This is a genomic window from Sphaerotilus natans, from assembly GCF_900156335.1.
GTDB lineage: Bacteria > Pseudomonadota > Gammaproteobacteria > Burkholderiales > Burkholderiaceae_C > Sphaerotilus > Sphaerotilus natans.
Map to the genome: position 1 here is coordinate 122,900 of NZ_FTMZ01000010.1, position 14,702 is coordinate 137,601.

The following is a 14,702-nucleotide window of genomic DNA, read 5'->3' on the forward strand; positions in this document are numbered from 1 at the left end:
CTCAGGCGTCCGGGCCGAACCAGTGCTCGCGCGCCTTCATGATCAGCGCCTTCGCACGGGCCTCGTCGACGCCGGTCATCTCGACCAGCTCGTCGACCGCAAGATCGGCGAGATCGTCGCGGGTGTGGATGCCACCCTCGGACAGGCTCGCGATCAGTTCGGCGTTGAGTCCTTCCATGTCGCGCAGGTCCTGCGACACCTCCTCGACGCGCTCCTCCTTGGCGATCTCGAGCGTCAGCAGGACATTCTTCGCGCGGGAGCGCAGCTCCTGCACCGTGTCCTCGTCGAAGGCATCGATCTCCAGCATCTCCTGCAGCGGCACATAGGCTACTTCCTCGAGGCTGGTGAAGCCCTCGGCGATCAGGATGTCGGCGACTTCCTCGTCGACATCCAGACGCTCGACGAACAGGCGACGGATGCCGTCGCTTTCCTCGGCCTGCTTGGCCGCCGATTCCTCGGCGGTCATGATGTTGATGCGCCAGCCGGTCAGCTCGGAGGCCAGACGCACGTTCTGACCGCCGCGACCGATCGCGATGGCCAGGTTCTCCTCGTCGACCACCACGTCCATCGCGTGCTTTTCCTCGTCGACGACGATGGACTGCACGTTGGCCGGGGCCAGCGCGCCGATGACGAACTGGGCCGGATCCTCCGACCACAGCACGATGTCGACGCGCTCGCCGGCGAGCTCGTTGGTGACCGCGTTGACGCGCGAGCCGCGAACGCCGACGCAGGTGCCGATCGGATCGACACGCTTGTCATAGGACACGACGGCGATCTTGGCGCGGCTGCCCGCATCACGGGCGCAGCTCTTGATCTCGAGCAGGCCCTGCTCGATCTCGGGCACTTCCTGGCGGAAGAGCTCGATCATGAAGGACGGGGCCGAGCGCGACAGCAGGATCTGCGGACCGCGCAGCGTCGGGTCGATCTCGACCATCATCGCCCGCACCCGGTCGCCCGAGCGCAGGTTTTCCTTCGGGATCAGCTCGCTGCGCTTCAGACGGCCCTCGACGCGACCGCTCTCGACGATCAGGTCGCCCTTGTCGAGGCGCTTGACGGTGCCGGTGAAGATCTTGTCGCCGCGCGACAGGAAGTCGTTGAGCAGCTGCTCGCGCTCGGCGTCGCGGATCTTCTGCAGGATCACCTGCTTGGCCGCCTGCGCGCCGATGCGACCGATCGGCACCGACTCGACCGATTCCTCGAGGAAATCGCCGACCTCGATGTCGTCGATCTGTTCCTTGGCCTCGAAATGCAGGATCTCGGCCTCGGGCTGCTGCAGACCGGCCTCGTCCGGCACGACATGCCAGCGCCGGAAGGTCTCGTAGGCGCCGTTCTCGCGGTCGATGGCGACACGGATGTCGACCTCGCCCTCATAGAGTTTCTTGGTGGCCGAGGCCAGCGCCGACTCGACGGCGCCGAACACGACTTCGCGATCGACGTTCTTCTCGTGCGAGATCGCATCGACCAGCATCAACAGTTCGCGGTTCATTCTTCGTGACCTCCGGGTTCCTGTTCCGCCGCTTCACCCGCTGCCGCGCCGGCATCCTTGTCCTTGCGGGCCCGCCCCTTGAAGTCCACGACCGGCACCAGCCGGGCCTCGCGAACCTCGTCGAGAGTGAAGCCCAGCACCTGCTCGTCCTTGTCCTTGCCGTCGCGGAAGATCAGCTCCAGCGAGGCGTCCGGACCTGTCCCGGCCAGACGGAGGATGCCGCGGTATTTCTTGCGCCCCTGGAAGATCTGGCGCAGCGTGACGTCGATCTCGGCGCCCTCGAAGCGCACATAGTCCGCCATCCTGCGCAGCGGCCGATCCAGCCCGGGCGAGGACACTTCCAGACGAGCGTAGTCGCAGCCCTCGACCTCCAGCACGCGCTGGAGCTGACGGGTGACCTGCTCGCAGTCCTCGACCAAGACAAAGTCGGCCGGACCGGTCGGATAGACGGTGCCCGGCACCCGGTCGATGGACACACTCAGCAACCCACGCAGGCCACGCTCGCATTCCACGAGTTCGTAGCCCATGCCGGTAACCGTTCGTTCGACAGCCTGCTGCCAGTTCATCTATGCAGTACAAACGGCAGCCTGAGAGCCGCGTCATGCCGCATCAAGGCCGCAACGGGCCTCTTCGCAGACATCACGCCAGCCGGCTGCCGCACTCCTTCCGGTGCCTTGCGGCGGTTCAAGCAAAAAAAATGGGCTGGATCTGATCCGCCCATTCAGCGTTCTAGCGAAAACCTGATCATACCCGAGCCGGGGCGCCCGGGCAACCCACCATGAGCGGACCGTTCAGGCGGCCCGGGGCGGGCGCGGGCGGCTCTGGCTGCCGGCAGCGCCACCCGCATCGGGCAGCTCGCGCAGGCGCTGGCGCAGCTGGCGCTGCTCGAGGCGCAGGTCCGCCTTCAGGTCGGAGAGATTGAGCACCAGATCGCGCAGCCGGCGCAGGTCATCGGCCGATCCGGCCCCCGCCAGCAGCGGCACCGGGCCGGTGGCCAGATCACCGAAGTCGGACTGGTTGGTCGAGCCGCCCGCCGCCATGCGCTCGCGCAGGTCGCCGAGCTGATGCCCGAGCTGCTCGCCATTGCGCTGCAGCAGGCCCTCCAGCCCCGACAGGCGCTGCTCGAGTCGCGCGAAGCGATCGCGCTGGGTGTCGTCGGTGGCCGCACCCATCGCCTGCACCCGGGCGTATTCGCCGGCCAGCGATTCGCGGCAGGCCTCCACCTGCCGCGACAGCAGATCCATCTGCTGCGCCAGCGCAGGCGGCAGCGCCACCGCCCCCGCAGCAGGCCCGACAGGCGCGACCGGCCCCTCGGCCGATGCCGACCGGCCCGCCCGCCCCCGCCAGGCGCCGACGCAGGCCGACAGGATCGCCAGACCCAGCCAGAGCGCCGCCACCAGCATCCACTGCCGCGCCGCGGCGATGTTGGCCGCCTCGTTGATGTCGGGCATCGGCACCAGCGCCGAGCTGGGCGTGAAATGCAGCCGTGCCAGGTCGTCGTTCAGATAGTCGAGCAGGCGCTGCCAGGCCAGCAGCGCTGGCACCAGCCAGCCGCCCCACAGCAGCATCTGGCCGACCAGCCGGATCGAGGAGGCGAAGGCAGGCAGATTCATCATGTCGTCTCGCATCGGTTCCACGAATTACCAATTATCACAGACCCGAGATTCGCGCAGACCCCCACAAGCGGCAACCGTCGGGCACGCGGTCGTGCGGTCTTGTTCAGCTCGGGTCAAGCATTCTTGCGGAACCTGTCACGCTCAACCCCGCTCCAAGCCGGGAACCCTGCCGCACCCGGCCACATCGAGCCTGCGCCAGGGTCGTTCGAAGCTGCAACCCGAGGCGGGACAACGACACGTCTTGATTCGCCTGTTGCCCGACGGGGTAGTCAGCGCCTGGACCTGAGCCTGAAATCCGGATCACAAGATCCACGACGACAAGGAAGGAGCCCGACATGGCCGACAAGCACACCCCTGCCGCCGACAGCTCGCTGCCGCTGTGGCGCCGGCTTCACACCCTGCTGCGCAGCGAGGACGCACGCGATCAGGACGGCCCACGCGAGACCGACAGCGCCCGCATGGACCTGGGCTACGAGGCGGCCTACGCGCTGCCGGCCGGGTCGGAGTGGCGCGACGACGGCGCATCCGCCAGCACCGATCGCGCCGGCTGATCCGGCCAGGGCACCCGGACCCGGACATCGAGGCCGGGCTGCGCCGGGCGCAGCTCCAGCCGGCCGCCATGCGCCCGGGCGACCAGCCGGCACAGGTGCAGCCCCAGGCCGACGCCGCCCTGCCCGCGGCCACGCGCGGCGTCCGGCCGATAGAAAGCCTCGCCCAGATGGGCCAGCACCTCGGGCGCGACGCCGGGTCCATGGTCGCGCACGCCGAACTCGAGCAGATCGCCCGCTGCCGCATCGGTCTCATCGGCGTCCGGGCGGACGCGGGCCAGTCGCACCTCCACCGGCGCGCTGCCGTGCCGCAGCGCATTGCCGACCAGATTGCGCACCAGCAACCGCCAGCGCGCCGCATCGAGCGCCAGCTCGCCGGACACCGCGTCGAGATCGAAGCGCAGCGCCTGCTCGGGGGCTCCGGCCGCCTCGGCCGCCTCGACCGCGGCCAGCTCGACCAGCAGCGCCAGATCGGTCGGCGTCGGCTGCAGCGCGGCATGGCCGCCGGCCAGGCGCTCGCCCTCGAGCAGATCGGCGATCAGCTCGCGCATCTCGCCCAGGTCGCGCAGCAGCGCCTCTCGCGAAGGACCGTCCTCGACCAGCTCGGCATGCAGGCGCGCGCGGGTCAGCGGCGAGCGCAGCTCATGGCTGATCGCCAGCAGCAGCGCGCGCTTGGCCTCGAGCATGCCGTGCAGCGCGGCGGCCATGGTGTTGATCTGGACAGCCAGCCGCCCCAGCTCGCCGCGATCGCGCACCGGGATCGGCGTGGCGAATTCGCCCTCGCCGTAGCGCACCGCGCCGGCGCGAATGTCGTCAAGCGGCCGCAGCCATTGGCGCATCACCAGATAGGCCAGCAGCGTCAGGCCCAGCAGCGCGGCCAGCGTGACCCAGCCGATCGAGCGCGGCCGCTCCCGCCACGGCACATCGCCCAGGCCGAAGCGGATGCGGTGGCCGTCCGGCGTGACCCGGCTGATCAGCAGCCAGCCGCGCTCGCTGCCCTCGTCCGCGTCGGCGCGGTCCTCCAGCGCCGGATCGGCGACCCAGCGCAGGCCGCGCCCGTCCGAAACCGGAGCCTCGCCCGGATGGCGATGCAGGTCGACATCGGAGGCATGCCGGGGCGGCCCCATGCGCCAGGGACGCTCCGGCTGACCGCGCAGATGCGGATGCGAGTCCCACTGCACCACCGGCCCGTCGATGCGCAGCGACAGCGGCAGGCGCGCCACCAGCGCCTGCGCGCGTGCGATGTCCGGCGGCGAGCCCAGGTCGGCCATCAGCCGGTCGGCATAGTCGGCGACCAGCGGGCGCACCAGGCCGCGCCAGCCCCCGCCGATCGCGCGCTGCAGGCCCGACATGAACACCGCCGTCATCGCCAGCGCCAGCGCCACGAACAGCAGCAGCAGGCGCGGCCCGAGCCGGCCGCCCAGCCGGCGCAGCACGCCCGGCAGCCGCCTCACTGCGGCGCTCCGGCCGCGAAGGTGTAACCGGCGTTGCGCAGGGTGCGAATGCAGTCGAGCGGCTCGAGCTTGCGACGGATGCGGCTGACCAGGATGTCGATCGCGCGGGTGTGGATCTCGGTCTCGTGCCCGCGCAGGCGCGAGAGCATCTCGTCGCGGCTGAAGACGCGCTGCGGCTCGGCCGCCAGCAGCGCCAGCAGCGTGAACTCGGTGCCGGTCAGCTCGACGGGCTGGCCGTCGCGCCAGACCTGGCGCCGCTCCAGGTCGATCTCGATGCGATCGAAGCGCAGGCGCCCGGCCATCGGCGTCGCCACGGCCGTGGCCGCCCCGACCGGTGCGGCCCGCCGGCGCAGGATGGTCTGCAGCCGCGCCGCCAGCTCCCGCGGCTCGAAGGGCTTGGGCAGGTAGTCGTCGGCGCCCAGCTCCAGGCCGATGATGCGGTCGGTGACCTCGCCGCGCGCGGTCAGCATCAGCACCGGCAGGCCGGCGAGGCGGACGTCGGGGTCGCGACGCAGGCGCCGGCACAGCTCGAAGCCGTCCATGCCGGGCATCATCACATCGAGGATCAGCGCGTCGAAGGGCTCGGCGCGCAGCCGCTCCAGCCCCGCCTGGGGCCGGACCTCGGCCTCCAGCTGCAGGTCGAAGCGGCGCAGGTAGGCGGCCAGCGGCGCGGCCAGATGTTCATCGTCATCGATCAGGAGCAGGCGAGGCATGACCCGATCCTAGCCGCGGACACCCGCCGCGCGCATGGCTCAGCCGTGGTGACGGCCGCCGCCCATGAAGCCACGGCCCGGACCGCGCTCCAGGAAGGTGCGCACCTTGGCCTGCTGCTCGGGCTTCAGGCTGTCGTAGAAGTCGCCCATCGCGGCGATGACCTGCGGCGCGGCGGCACGCGCGGCCTGCGTCTTCTCGTCGACCAGCGTCTGGGCGCGGGCCCGATCGAAGCGCTCGCCCTTGACCAGCTCCTGCATCTGCTGCTGCGGCAGCATGCCGGGCCCGCCCGGGCCGCCGCGACCGGCCGCTCCTGGCGCCGCACCGCCAGCCATCGCCATGCGCTGGGCCTGCATGACCTCCATCAGCCGGACCAGATGGCCCTTCTGTACCGCATCGAGCTCGAGCTGCGCGGTGATGCGCTCGACCATGCGCTCGCGCATCTTCTGGTGGTCGGCCTCGCTGCGCGGGCCGTGCTCATGGCGGTCCTTCATGCCCATGCGCGGGCCTTCGCCCTCGGGGCCGCCCCGGCCGCCGAAGGGGGCGCTGCCGCAGGCACTCAGACCGACCACCAGCGCCAGGGCGGCCACACCGGCCAGCGAACGCTTGAACACGCGATTCATGATGATTTCCTTCCTTGATGAGACTGCATCGAACACGGCCTCATCGTGCCGGGCGCGCGCTTCGGCGTCCTTTCGCCCCGGTATCGTCGTGTTTCGTTTTATGTCGCGCCCGGCCGAAGGGCCTCGATTGCGGCCGCGAAACCACAGCGTTTCGTCAGGAAACAGACTTTCAGATGTGACATGCTACACACTCGTTAACATGCAGGCCGGCATCAAGGATGGGACATCCTCCTTCTGTGGCGGGCACGATCGGGCGATGGACTTTTCGCCGATTTGCATTCCGCAGGTAACAGATCTGTCGACACCAGCGCCCGGCGTGGAAAATTCGTTTCCATCATTGCCGGAAAAGAAGTTTCCCCATGAAAAGGGAGACGGATCGCGGGCTCTGGTTGTCGCGCAGTCGATGCACGGCAGGACAATATGAAGTCCCCCTCAATGGCATGGGGAGACGCTGGGAGTCTTCTGAACATGGTCGCCATCGCCCGCCCGATCGCACGCTGGTTCGTGCAGGCCCGTTATCCGACGGGCACGAACCTGCTGCCGATCCTCATGTATCACAGGGTGCTGAAGGAGCCTGATCCTCTGCAGCCTGACGTGCCGGACATCCGCCAGATGGCCGAGCAGTTCCGCGCGCTCGCGGGCGCCTTCAAGGTGCTGCGGCTGCACGAGGCCGCCGAGATGCTGCGCGATGGCCGGCTGCCCGCCGGCGCGGCCTGCATCACCTTCGACGACGGCTACCGCGACAACCACGATCTGGCCCTGCCGCTGCTGCGCGAGTTCCGCCTGCCGGCCACCGTCTTCGTCACCACCGGCTTCCTCAACGGTGGCTGCATGTTCAACGACACGGTGGTCGAGACGGTGCGCCGCCTGCCCCCCGGCGCGATCGACCTGTCCGAGGTCGGCCTGGGCACCCGCATGATCACCGACATCGCCTCGCGCCGCGCGCTGGTCAGCGACCTGACGCGGGCGGTGAAATACCTCGACCCGCAGCACCGGCACGACTTCTGTGCCGAGCTGTGCCGCAAGGCTGGCGCCAAGCTGCCCAACGACCTGATGATGGACGATCACCAGGTGCGGGCGCTGTCCGACAGCGGCCTGGTGGACATCGGCGGCCACACCGTGACCCATCCGATCCTGGCCAAGGTCGACCCGGAGCAGGCCCGGCGCGAGATCGCCGACAACCGCGACCGCATCACCGAGCTGACCGGGCACCAGCCGCTGTGCTTCGCCTACCCCAACGGCAAGCCCGATCTCGACTATGCGGCCGTCCACGCCAGGATGGTGCAGGAGGCCGGCTACAGCAGCGCGGTATCGACTGCCGTCGGCGTGGCCACCGACCAGGCCGACCCCTACCAGCTGCCGCGATTCATGCCGCGCGAGCGCAGCGCGGCCCAGTTCGTCGCCCGGATGATGCGCATGGCCACCCACCGCCATCCGCAGTTCGCGCGCTGAGGCGCCGCACCGCAGACCGAAACGCCCGTTTGCTACCATCCACGCGAGGTTCGTCGCGGACGGACCGGGCCCCGCCGGACCCCCGCCGACGGCGGCCGCGGGCCGAACGATTCGACAAGGACCCTGAATGAGCAACCAGTTCGGTGCCAAGGCAGTGCTGCGCTCAGTGCTGCTGACGACCGGCTCGACCTATGTGACCTACGCGGCCGGTCTGGTGACCAGCATGCTGATCGCGCGCGGCCTCGGGCCGGCCGACTACGGTCGCTACGCCTATCTGGTGTGGCTCTCGGGCCTGCTGGTGCTGGTGATGAACCATGGCCTGACCACCTCGGCGATCCGCTTCGTCTCGGAGTCGCTCGGGCGCAAGAGCCTGGTCGACGCCCAGGACGTGCACCGCCGGCTGCAGCGCTGGCAGGGCTGGTCGCTGCTGGCGGTGGGCGCCATCTTCCTGGCTGCGCTGCCGGCGCTGCGCCCGGCCGGCTGGGAAGGCCATCTGGCGCTGTTCGCCGCAGTCGCCCTGCTGGCCTCCTTCGCCAAGGCCTGGTATCTGTTCAGCATCTCGGTGGCCAAGGGCTACGGCCGCTTCGGCATCGAGGCCAGCTCGATCAGCCTGCTGAGCCTGATCAACCTGGCCGGCGCCGGCATCATGGCGCTGCTGGGCATGCCGCTGGACGGCTACATGCTGCTGTTCCTGGCGATCTCGATCGCGCATCCGCTGATGGCGGCGCGCCAGCTGCGCCGCGCCGAGATCCGCAAGGGCTCGCGCGAGATCGATGACGAGCTGCTGGCCCGGGTCAAGCCGCATCTGGCCTGGACCACGGTCTCGACGCTGGTGGCCGCCTTCAGCAACAAGGCGATCGAGACCTATCTGCTCAACCGCCTGGTCGGCGCCGAGGCGGTCGGCTTCTTCACCATCGCCGCCACGCTGGCACGCGGCGGGGTGGATCTGCTGTCGTCCGGGCTGATGACGGTGCTGATGCCGGTGCTGGCTAACGCCTATGGCGCCGGCGGCCAGGAACGCATCCACCGGCTCGGTGGCGACGCGGTGCGCTACTTCCACTTTCTCGGCCTGCTGCTGACCGGCGTGGGCTACTTCTGGGCCCGGCCGGTCGTCGAGCTGACCTATGGCAGCAGCTACGCACCCGCCATCTTCGCGCTGCAGATGATGGTGCTGGTGCGCGGGGTCACGCTGTCCTACGCCGCCTTCGGCGCGCTGCTGACGATCACCGACAACCAGCGCCTGCGTGCGGCCGAGGCCCTCTTCGCGGTCGTCACCAGCGCGGGCATGGCCCTGTGGCTGGTGCCCACCCACGGTCTGGAGGGCGCCATCTACGCGCACATGGCCTCGACGCTGGCGGTCTTCCTGTTCACCTTCGGCTGCGTCTGGTGGGTGCTGCGCATGCCGCTGCCGCTGGGCGAGCTGATGCGCATGAGCGCCGCGGCCCTGAGCGCGGCGGCGCTGTGCTTCGGCGTGCTGTCGCTCAGCGAGGCCCCGACGCTGCTGCATCAGCTGCTGGCCGGACTGCTCTACGTGGTGCTCTATCTGCTGTCGACGCTGGTCTTCAAGGCCTGGAACCAGCATGACGTGGCCATGCTCGACCAGCTCGGCCAGCGGGTGCCCGCCCTGCGCCGCCTGGCCGTGCTGCTGGTGCCCTGGGCTCGGGCGACCTGAGACCGGATCACGGCAACACGGCGACATCGGTGGTGCCATGCGGTCACGAAACACATTCGTTACCGTTGCTTTCAGCAAACCCGAAATGGGAAACCTTCCCTTTTCACGCCTGCTCTGAAATCATGTGAACCATTGACCCGACCGGACACAACAATGCCTGGACCGCAGGCCGGACCTGATCTGAACTCGCCCCTGAACTCAGACCTGAACCCGGCGGAACTCATCAGCGTCGTCATTCCCGCCTACAACGCACGCCACACCCTGCCGGCCACGCTCGAGAGCCTGTTCGCGCAGACTTGGCCGCACCTGGAAATCATCGTCGTCGACGACGGCTCGACCGACGGCACCGCGCAGATGCTGGCGCAGCATGGCGCGCAGGTGCGGGTGCTGTCGCAGCCCAACGGCGGACTGGCGCGAGCGCGCGCCACCGGCGTGGCGGCCGCTCGCGGGCAGTGGATCGCGCTGCTCGACGCCGACGACCTGTGCCGGCCCGACCGCCTGGCGCTGCAGGCTCGGGTGCTGGAGGCGCTGCCCGAGGTGGTGCTGTGCGCCGGCGACTTCGATGCCTTCGACGACCGCGACGGCAAGGTGAGTCCCGGCCACGCGGCGCGCTACTACGCGCGCATCGGCCGGGCCCGCCAGGGCATCCGCTCGCTGCTGCGCCGCCGCGAGCCGCTCGAGACCGCCTGGGGCGAGCAGTTCCATGTCTGCCACGGCCCGGCCTACGAGGAGCTGGCGCACGGCAACTTCATGCATCCGCCGACGCTGATGTTCCGCCGCGAGCTGCTGCGCGCCGACCAGGCCGGCAGCTTCGAGGACGACGCGCGCTCGATGTGCGACTGGGACTGGATCGTGCGCGCGGCACGCTGCGGCGAGGTCGCCTTCGTCGAGCGCGCGCTGATCGACTACCGCCTGTCGGCCGGCCAGATGTCCTCGCCGCGGCACCGGGTGCGCGCGACCGTCGACACGCTGCGGGTGGCCGAGCGCATCTGCCAGCGCGATCCCGAGCTCTACCTGCGCCAGCTGCCGCTGTTCCTGCGCGAGCTCGGCGGCTTCTGCCTGGACGCGGCCGATGCGCTGATCGAGACCGACCGGCTCGAGGCCGCGCGCATGCTGCTGCGCAGCAGCACCCGCTTCGGCTGCCTGGACATGCGCACGCTGCGGCTGCTGGCCAAGCTGCTGACGCCACGCCGGATGCTGCTGGCGGCACGCCAGCGGCGTGGCATCGCCACGGCGGGCTGACCCGTCGACCTCAGTCGGCCAGCGCCTCCTGCGGCTCGACCGTGCCGGCGCGGCGCTGGCGATGCCTGCGCAGCGCCGCCTCCAGCTCGAAGCGCAGCGCCGAGGTGCGCAGCGTCGTCCAGGTCATCTGCTCGTCGAGCGTGGCCAGCGTGGTCTTGTAGCGCGACTCGCCGGCCATGAAGTCGTAGACCTCGTGGCCGAGCGCGGCGTTGTGCTGCGCGGCCAGCACATGCGCGACCAGCCCGGGCCGCGCATGCTTCTCGATCAGGCCGTACTCCAGCCCCGACTGGTAGAAATACACCCGGCCGCGGTGGATGAAGCTGTAGAGGAAGCCCAGGTCGTGCTCGCCGACCGCCACCCGCAGCATCTGGATCGCGCCGCTGTCGTGGTGGTGCTCGACCAGCGTGCGGTGGAAGCGGAAGAAGAAGTCGTTGGCGAAGGCGCCGGGCTGGCCGCGGCCGGTCCAGTGCGCCTGGTGCAGCGCGGCCAGGCGCTCGAGCCAGTCCAGCGCCTGCGCGGTCGAGGCCGCCGGCGTCAGCGTGAGGGCGCCGAGCTGGCCGTATTCCTTCATGCTGCGGCGGATCTGCGAACGCGAGTTCGCGCTGATCAGCTTCAGGAAGTCGCCACCGGCGGCACGCACCGCCTTCAGGTCGACCGCGTAGGAGCGACGCACCCAGTCCTCGCGCTCGAGCCGGCGCGAGGCCAGCCGCGCCTCGCAGCCGGCCGGCCAGCCCGGCCCGGCCAGGCCGGGCAGCACGATCTCGGTGACGCCGCGCAGGCGCCCGGCCCAGTGCGCCAGCATCGCTGCGCGGATCGCGTCGGCGCCCTCGGCGCCCTCGGCGGCGTCGGCGGCGATCAGGACGTCGTTGTGCTCGATCGTCAGGATGTCGAGCTCGGGCCGGCCGGTCGCATGCAGCCAGGCGGTGCGGCAGAACGGCAGGCCGAAGCGCTGCCGGCCGGGCCCGTCGACCACCAGCGCCAGGCCGACATCGCGCTCGCCGCGCCGCGCCTGCAGCAGCCGCGGGCGGACCGCGTCAGGCAGCAGCGCCAGCCAGGTGCCGATCCAGGCCCAGCGGGTGAAGAAGCTGCCCTCGGCACGGGCTTCGAGCGCACGCCAGCGGGTGGCCAGCGCGACACGGTCGGCCGGATCATCCAGCGCGACCAGGGACAGCTGCAGAGAAGAAGAGGCGGCGGAGGCGGAAGGACTGCGAGAGCTCATGCGCCGATTGTCGCAGTCCCGGATGTCATCGCCTTATCCGCGCGACGACTTGCGCATCAGCGTGCTCTTGCCGAACAGACTCTCGACCAGGTCGACAGCCAGCGCCGCGGTGCGGTTGCGCACGTCGCAGGCCGGGTTGAGCTCGACGATGTCGAGCGAGCCCAGCCGGCCGGTGTCGGCGATCATCTCCATGCACAGCTGCGCCTCGCGGTAGGTCGGACCGCCCGGCACGGTGGTGCCGACGCCCGGCGCGATGTCCGGATCGAGGAAGTCGACATCGAAGCTGACATGCAGGTGCGTGCGCTCGTCGAGCGTGGCCAGCGCCAGCTCCATCGCGTGACGCATGCCCATCTCGTCGATGAAGCGCATGTCGAAGACTTCCAGGTCGTGCTCGTGCACGAAGCGCTTCTCGCCGGCGTCGACGCTGCGGATGCCGATCTGGCGGATCCACTTCGGCGAGATCGCCGGCACCTGGCCGCCGATGCCGGTCAGCTCCGCCGGGCCGAAGCCGCACAGGCAGGCCACCGGCATGCCGTGGATGTTGCCGGTCGGGGTGATGGCCGAGGTATTGAAGTCGGCGTGCGCGTCGAGCCACAGCACCCGCAGCTTGCGGCCGGTCTCGCGGCAGTGGCGCGCCACCGCGCTGATCGAGCCGATGCCCAGGCAGTGGTCGCCGCCGAGCATGATCGGCAGCCGCCCGGCGGTCAGTTCGGCATGCACCGCCTCGTGCGCCTTGCGGTTCCACTCGGCGACCTCGGCCAGATGGCGGTAGCCCTCGACCGGCGGCAGCCACGGGTTGGCCGGTCCGGACAGGTTGCCGCGGTCATGCACCACCAGGCCATGGGCCTGGAGCCGCTCGCGCAGGCCCGCCACCCGCAGGGCCTCCGGTCCCATCGACGCGCCCCGGTCGGAGGCTCCCACATCGGTCGGCACGCCGATCAGCGCGACCTCGCGCCCGCTCATGTCGATGCTCACATGTCCTCCGCGAAGGCGCCGGTGGTGGTGTCGGGCAGGTCGAAGCCGTAGTGGGCCGACAGATGCGCCCAGGCCTCCTCGGCGGTCTCGACGAAGCGGAACAGGTTCACGTCACCCGGGCTGATCATGCCGGTCTCGATCAGCCAGTCGAAGTCGATCAGGCGGGTCCAGAACTCGCGTCCGAACAGCAGGATCGGGCGACGGCGGCTCTTGCCGGTCTGGATCAGCGTCATCGTCTCGAACAGCTCGTCGAGCGTGCCGAAGCCGCCGGGGAAGCACACCAGCGCGATCGAGCGCATCACGAAGTGCATCTTGCGCAGCGCGAAGTAGTGGAACTGGAAGCACAGTTCCGGCGTGATGTACGGGTTGGGCGCCTGCTCGTGCGGCAGCACGATGTTCAGGCCGATGCTCTTGCCGCCGACCTCGTGCGCGCCGCGGTTGCCCGCCTCCATGATGCCGGGGCCGCCGCCGGTGACGACATAGATCGGCGTCTCCAGCGTGCGCGAGCGCTGGGTGACGAGGGCGCCGAAGCGGCGCGCCTCGTCGTAGTAGCGGCTCATGTCGACCTGGCGGCGTGCACGCGCGACCGCGGCCTCGTTGCCGTCAGCCTCGGCCTCGGCCAGGCGCTCGGCGGCGGTCTCCGGCGGCAGGATGCGCGCGCTGCCGAAGATCACGATCGTCGACTCGATGCCGAGCTCGGTCTGGACCAGCTCGGGCTTGAGCAGCTCGAGCTGCATGCGCACCGGCCGGAGCTCCTCGCGCAGCAGGAAGGCGCTGTCGGCGAAGGCCAGCCGGTAGGCGCTCTCCGGGCCGCCGTACAGCGAGGGCGGCTGCGCGGCCTGGAGTTCCTCCTGGGCCGACGGGAAGTTGCGTGCTGTCAGTTCGGGATGGGCTTTTTCCATGTCCGACAGCATAGCCGCCGGATCCGGTCCGTGTCAGGTCCGTGCTGAACCCACAGAACAGACCGGGCAGGCCGCGTCGCGCCCGACCCGGATCTCGGTCCACTCCATGCGGCGGCCGTCGAGCATCTGCAGCCGCCCGGCCAGCGGCTCGCCGAAGCCTGCCAGCAGCTTGAGCGCCTCGGCCGCCTGCATCGTGCCGATGATGCCCACCAGCGGCGCGAACACGCCCATCGTGGCGCAGCGCACCTCGGGCACCTCGGCGGTCGGCGGGAACAGGCAGGCGTAGCACGGCAGATCGCCAGTGCGCGCGTCCCAGACCGCGATCTGGCCGTCCAGCCCGATCGCCGCGCCCGACACCAGCGGGCAACGCTGCGCCACGCAGGCGGCGTTGACCGCCTGGCGGGTGGGAAAGTTGTCGCTGCAGTCGAGCACCACGTCGGCGGCAGCCACCAGCTCGGCCAGCAGGGCGGCGTCCGCACGCTGCGCGACGGTGCGCAGCACCACGCCCGGGTTGATCTGCGCGATCGCGGCCGCCGCCGACTCGACCTTGGGCATGCCGACGCGGGCTTCGGTGTGCGCGATCTGGCGCTGCAGGTTGGTGCGGTCCACCGTGTCGTGATCGACCACCGTGATCCGGCCCACGCCGGCGCTGGCCAGGTAGAGCAGCGCCGGCGAGCCCAGACCGCCGGCACCGATCACCAGCGCATGGGCATCGAGCAGGCGCTGCTGGCCCTCGACGCCGATCTCGTCGAGCAGGATGTGGCGGCTGTAGCGCAGCAGCTGGTCGTCGTCCATCGTGCGT

The 14,702-nt window shown here is 70.2% G+C and carries 15 protein-coding genes; 5 read left to right on the forward strand and 10 right to left on the reverse strand.

The features are described from left to right. Position 1: 1 nt before the first annotated feature. From nusA to BW996_RS10905, 3 genes are all read right to left on the reverse strand, one after another. Entirely contained in the window at positions 2 to 1,486 is a 1,485-nt protein-coding gene (gene nusA, locus BW996_RS10895) for a transcription termination factor NusA (protein WP_037479595.1), read from the reverse strand. After that, positions 1,483 to 2,052: a ribosome maturation factor RimP gene (gene rimP / locus BW996_RS10900; protein ID WP_037479597.1), complete on the reverse strand. Its 570-nt coding sequence runs from the start codon at positions 2,050 to 2,052 to the stop codon at positions 1,483 to 1,485. The genes nusA and rimP overlap by 4 nt, the downstream gene beginning before the upstream one ends. A gap of 225 nt (positions 2,053 to 2,277) precedes the next feature. After that, positions 2,278 to 3,099 carry a transmembrane and coiled-coil domain protein gene (locus BW996_RS10905; protein ID WP_217694722.1) on the reverse strand — a complete coding sequence of 274 codons (822 nt, stop codon included), beginning with the start codon at positions 3,097 to 3,099 and terminating at the stop codon, positions 2,278 to 2,280. Positions 3,100 to 3,437: 338 nt separating this feature from the next. Here BW996_RS10905 and BW996_RS10910 point away from each other — a divergent pair, with 338 nt between their 5' ends. Beyond that, positions 3,438 to 3,653, forward strand: coding sequence for a hypothetical protein (locus tag BW996_RS10910; RefSeq protein WP_037479599.1), 216 nt, complete (start codon positions 3,438 to 3,440; stop codon positions 3,651 to 3,653). On the opposite strand, the gene BW996_RS10915 is transcribed toward BW996_RS10910, so the two are convergent. From BW996_RS10915 to BW996_RS10925, 3 genes are all read right to left on the reverse strand, one after another. Continuing rightward, the gene (locus BW996_RS10915) at positions 3,584 to 5,017 is read right to left on the reverse strand and encodes a HAMP domain-containing sensor histidine kinase (RefSeq protein WP_081838002.1); all 1,434 of its coding nucleotides are present in this window, start codon (positions 5,015 to 5,017) and stop codon (positions 3,584 to 3,586) included. The genes BW996_RS10910 and BW996_RS10915 overlap by 70 nt on opposite strands. Positions 5,018 to 5,100: 83 nt before the next feature. Continuing rightward, on the reverse strand, positions 5,101 to 5,817 hold the full coding sequence (locus BW996_RS10920; RefSeq protein WP_037479600.1) for a response regulator transcription factor: 717 nt from the start codon (positions 5,815 to 5,817) through the stop codon (positions 5,101 to 5,103). Between the two features lie 39 nt (positions 5,818 to 5,856). Beyond that, positions 5,857 to 6,438, reverse strand: coding sequence for a Spy/CpxP family protein refolding chaperone (locus BW996_RS10925; protein WP_037479602.1), 582 nt, complete (start codon positions 6,436 to 6,438; stop codon positions 5,857 to 5,859). On the opposite strand from BW996_RS10925, the gene BW996_RS21300 reads away from it, so the two are divergent. From BW996_RS21300 to BW996_RS10940, 4 genes are all read left to right on the forward strand, one after another. Then, positions 6,437 to 6,862: a hypothetical protein gene (locus tag BW996_RS21300; protein WP_139330840.1), complete on the forward strand. Its 426-nt coding sequence runs from the start codon at positions 6,437 to 6,439 to the stop codon at positions 6,860 to 6,862. The two genes, BW996_RS10925 and BW996_RS21300, sit on opposite strands and share 2 nt — an antisense overlap. A gap of 44 nt (positions 6,863 to 6,906) precedes the next feature. After that, the gene (locus tag BW996_RS10930; RefSeq protein WP_076458894.1) at positions 6,907 to 7,890 is read left to right on the forward strand and encodes a polysaccharide deacetylase family protein; all 984 of its coding nucleotides are present in this window, start codon (positions 6,907 to 6,909) and stop codon (positions 7,888 to 7,890) included. Between the two features lie 127 nt (positions 7,891 to 8,017). Further along, a complete protein-coding gene (locus BW996_RS10935) occupies positions 8,018 to 9,562 on the forward strand; it encodes a lipopolysaccharide biosynthesis protein (protein ID WP_037479604.1) in 1,545 nt (514 codons plus the stop codon). A 153-nt stretch (positions 9,563 to 9,715) separates the two neighbouring features. After that, positions 9,716 to 10,804: a glycosyltransferase family 2 protein gene (locus tag BW996_RS10940; RefSeq protein ID WP_037479605.1), complete on the forward strand. Its 1,089-nt coding sequence runs from the start codon at positions 9,716 to 9,718 to the stop codon at positions 10,802 to 10,804. Positions 10,805 to 10,814: 10 nt separating this feature from the next. On the opposite strand, the gene BW996_RS10945 is transcribed toward BW996_RS10940, so the two are convergent. Genes BW996_RS10945 through BW996_RS10960 form a run of 4 tightly spaced genes read right to left on the reverse strand, consistent with a single transcriptional unit; the run spans position 10,815 to position 14,695 of the window. Next, the gene (locus BW996_RS10945) at positions 10,815 to 12,023 is read right to left on the reverse strand and encodes a GNAT family N-acetyltransferase (protein ID WP_051631687.1); all 1,209 of its coding nucleotides are present in this window, start codon (positions 12,021 to 12,023) and stop codon (positions 10,815 to 10,817) included. A 33-nt stretch (positions 12,024 to 12,056) separates the two neighbouring features. Then, the gene (gene rocF, locus BW996_RS10950; protein WP_037479626.1) at positions 12,057 to 12,986 is read right to left on the reverse strand and encodes an arginase; all 930 of its coding nucleotides are present in this window, start codon (positions 12,984 to 12,986) and stop codon (positions 12,057 to 12,059) included. Between the two features lie 8 nt (positions 12,987 to 12,994). Then, positions 12,995 to 13,900, reverse strand: coding sequence for an LOG family protein (locus BW996_RS10955; RefSeq protein WP_037479628.1), 906 nt, complete (start codon positions 13,898 to 13,900; stop codon positions 12,995 to 12,997). Positions 13,901 to 13,933: 33 nt separating this feature from the next. Next, positions 13,934 to 14,695, reverse strand: coding sequence for a HesA/MoeB/ThiF family protein (locus BW996_RS10960; protein WP_037479608.1), 762 nt, complete (start codon positions 14,693 to 14,695; stop codon positions 13,934 to 13,936). Between the last annotated feature and the right edge of the window lie 7 nt (positions 14,696 to 14,702).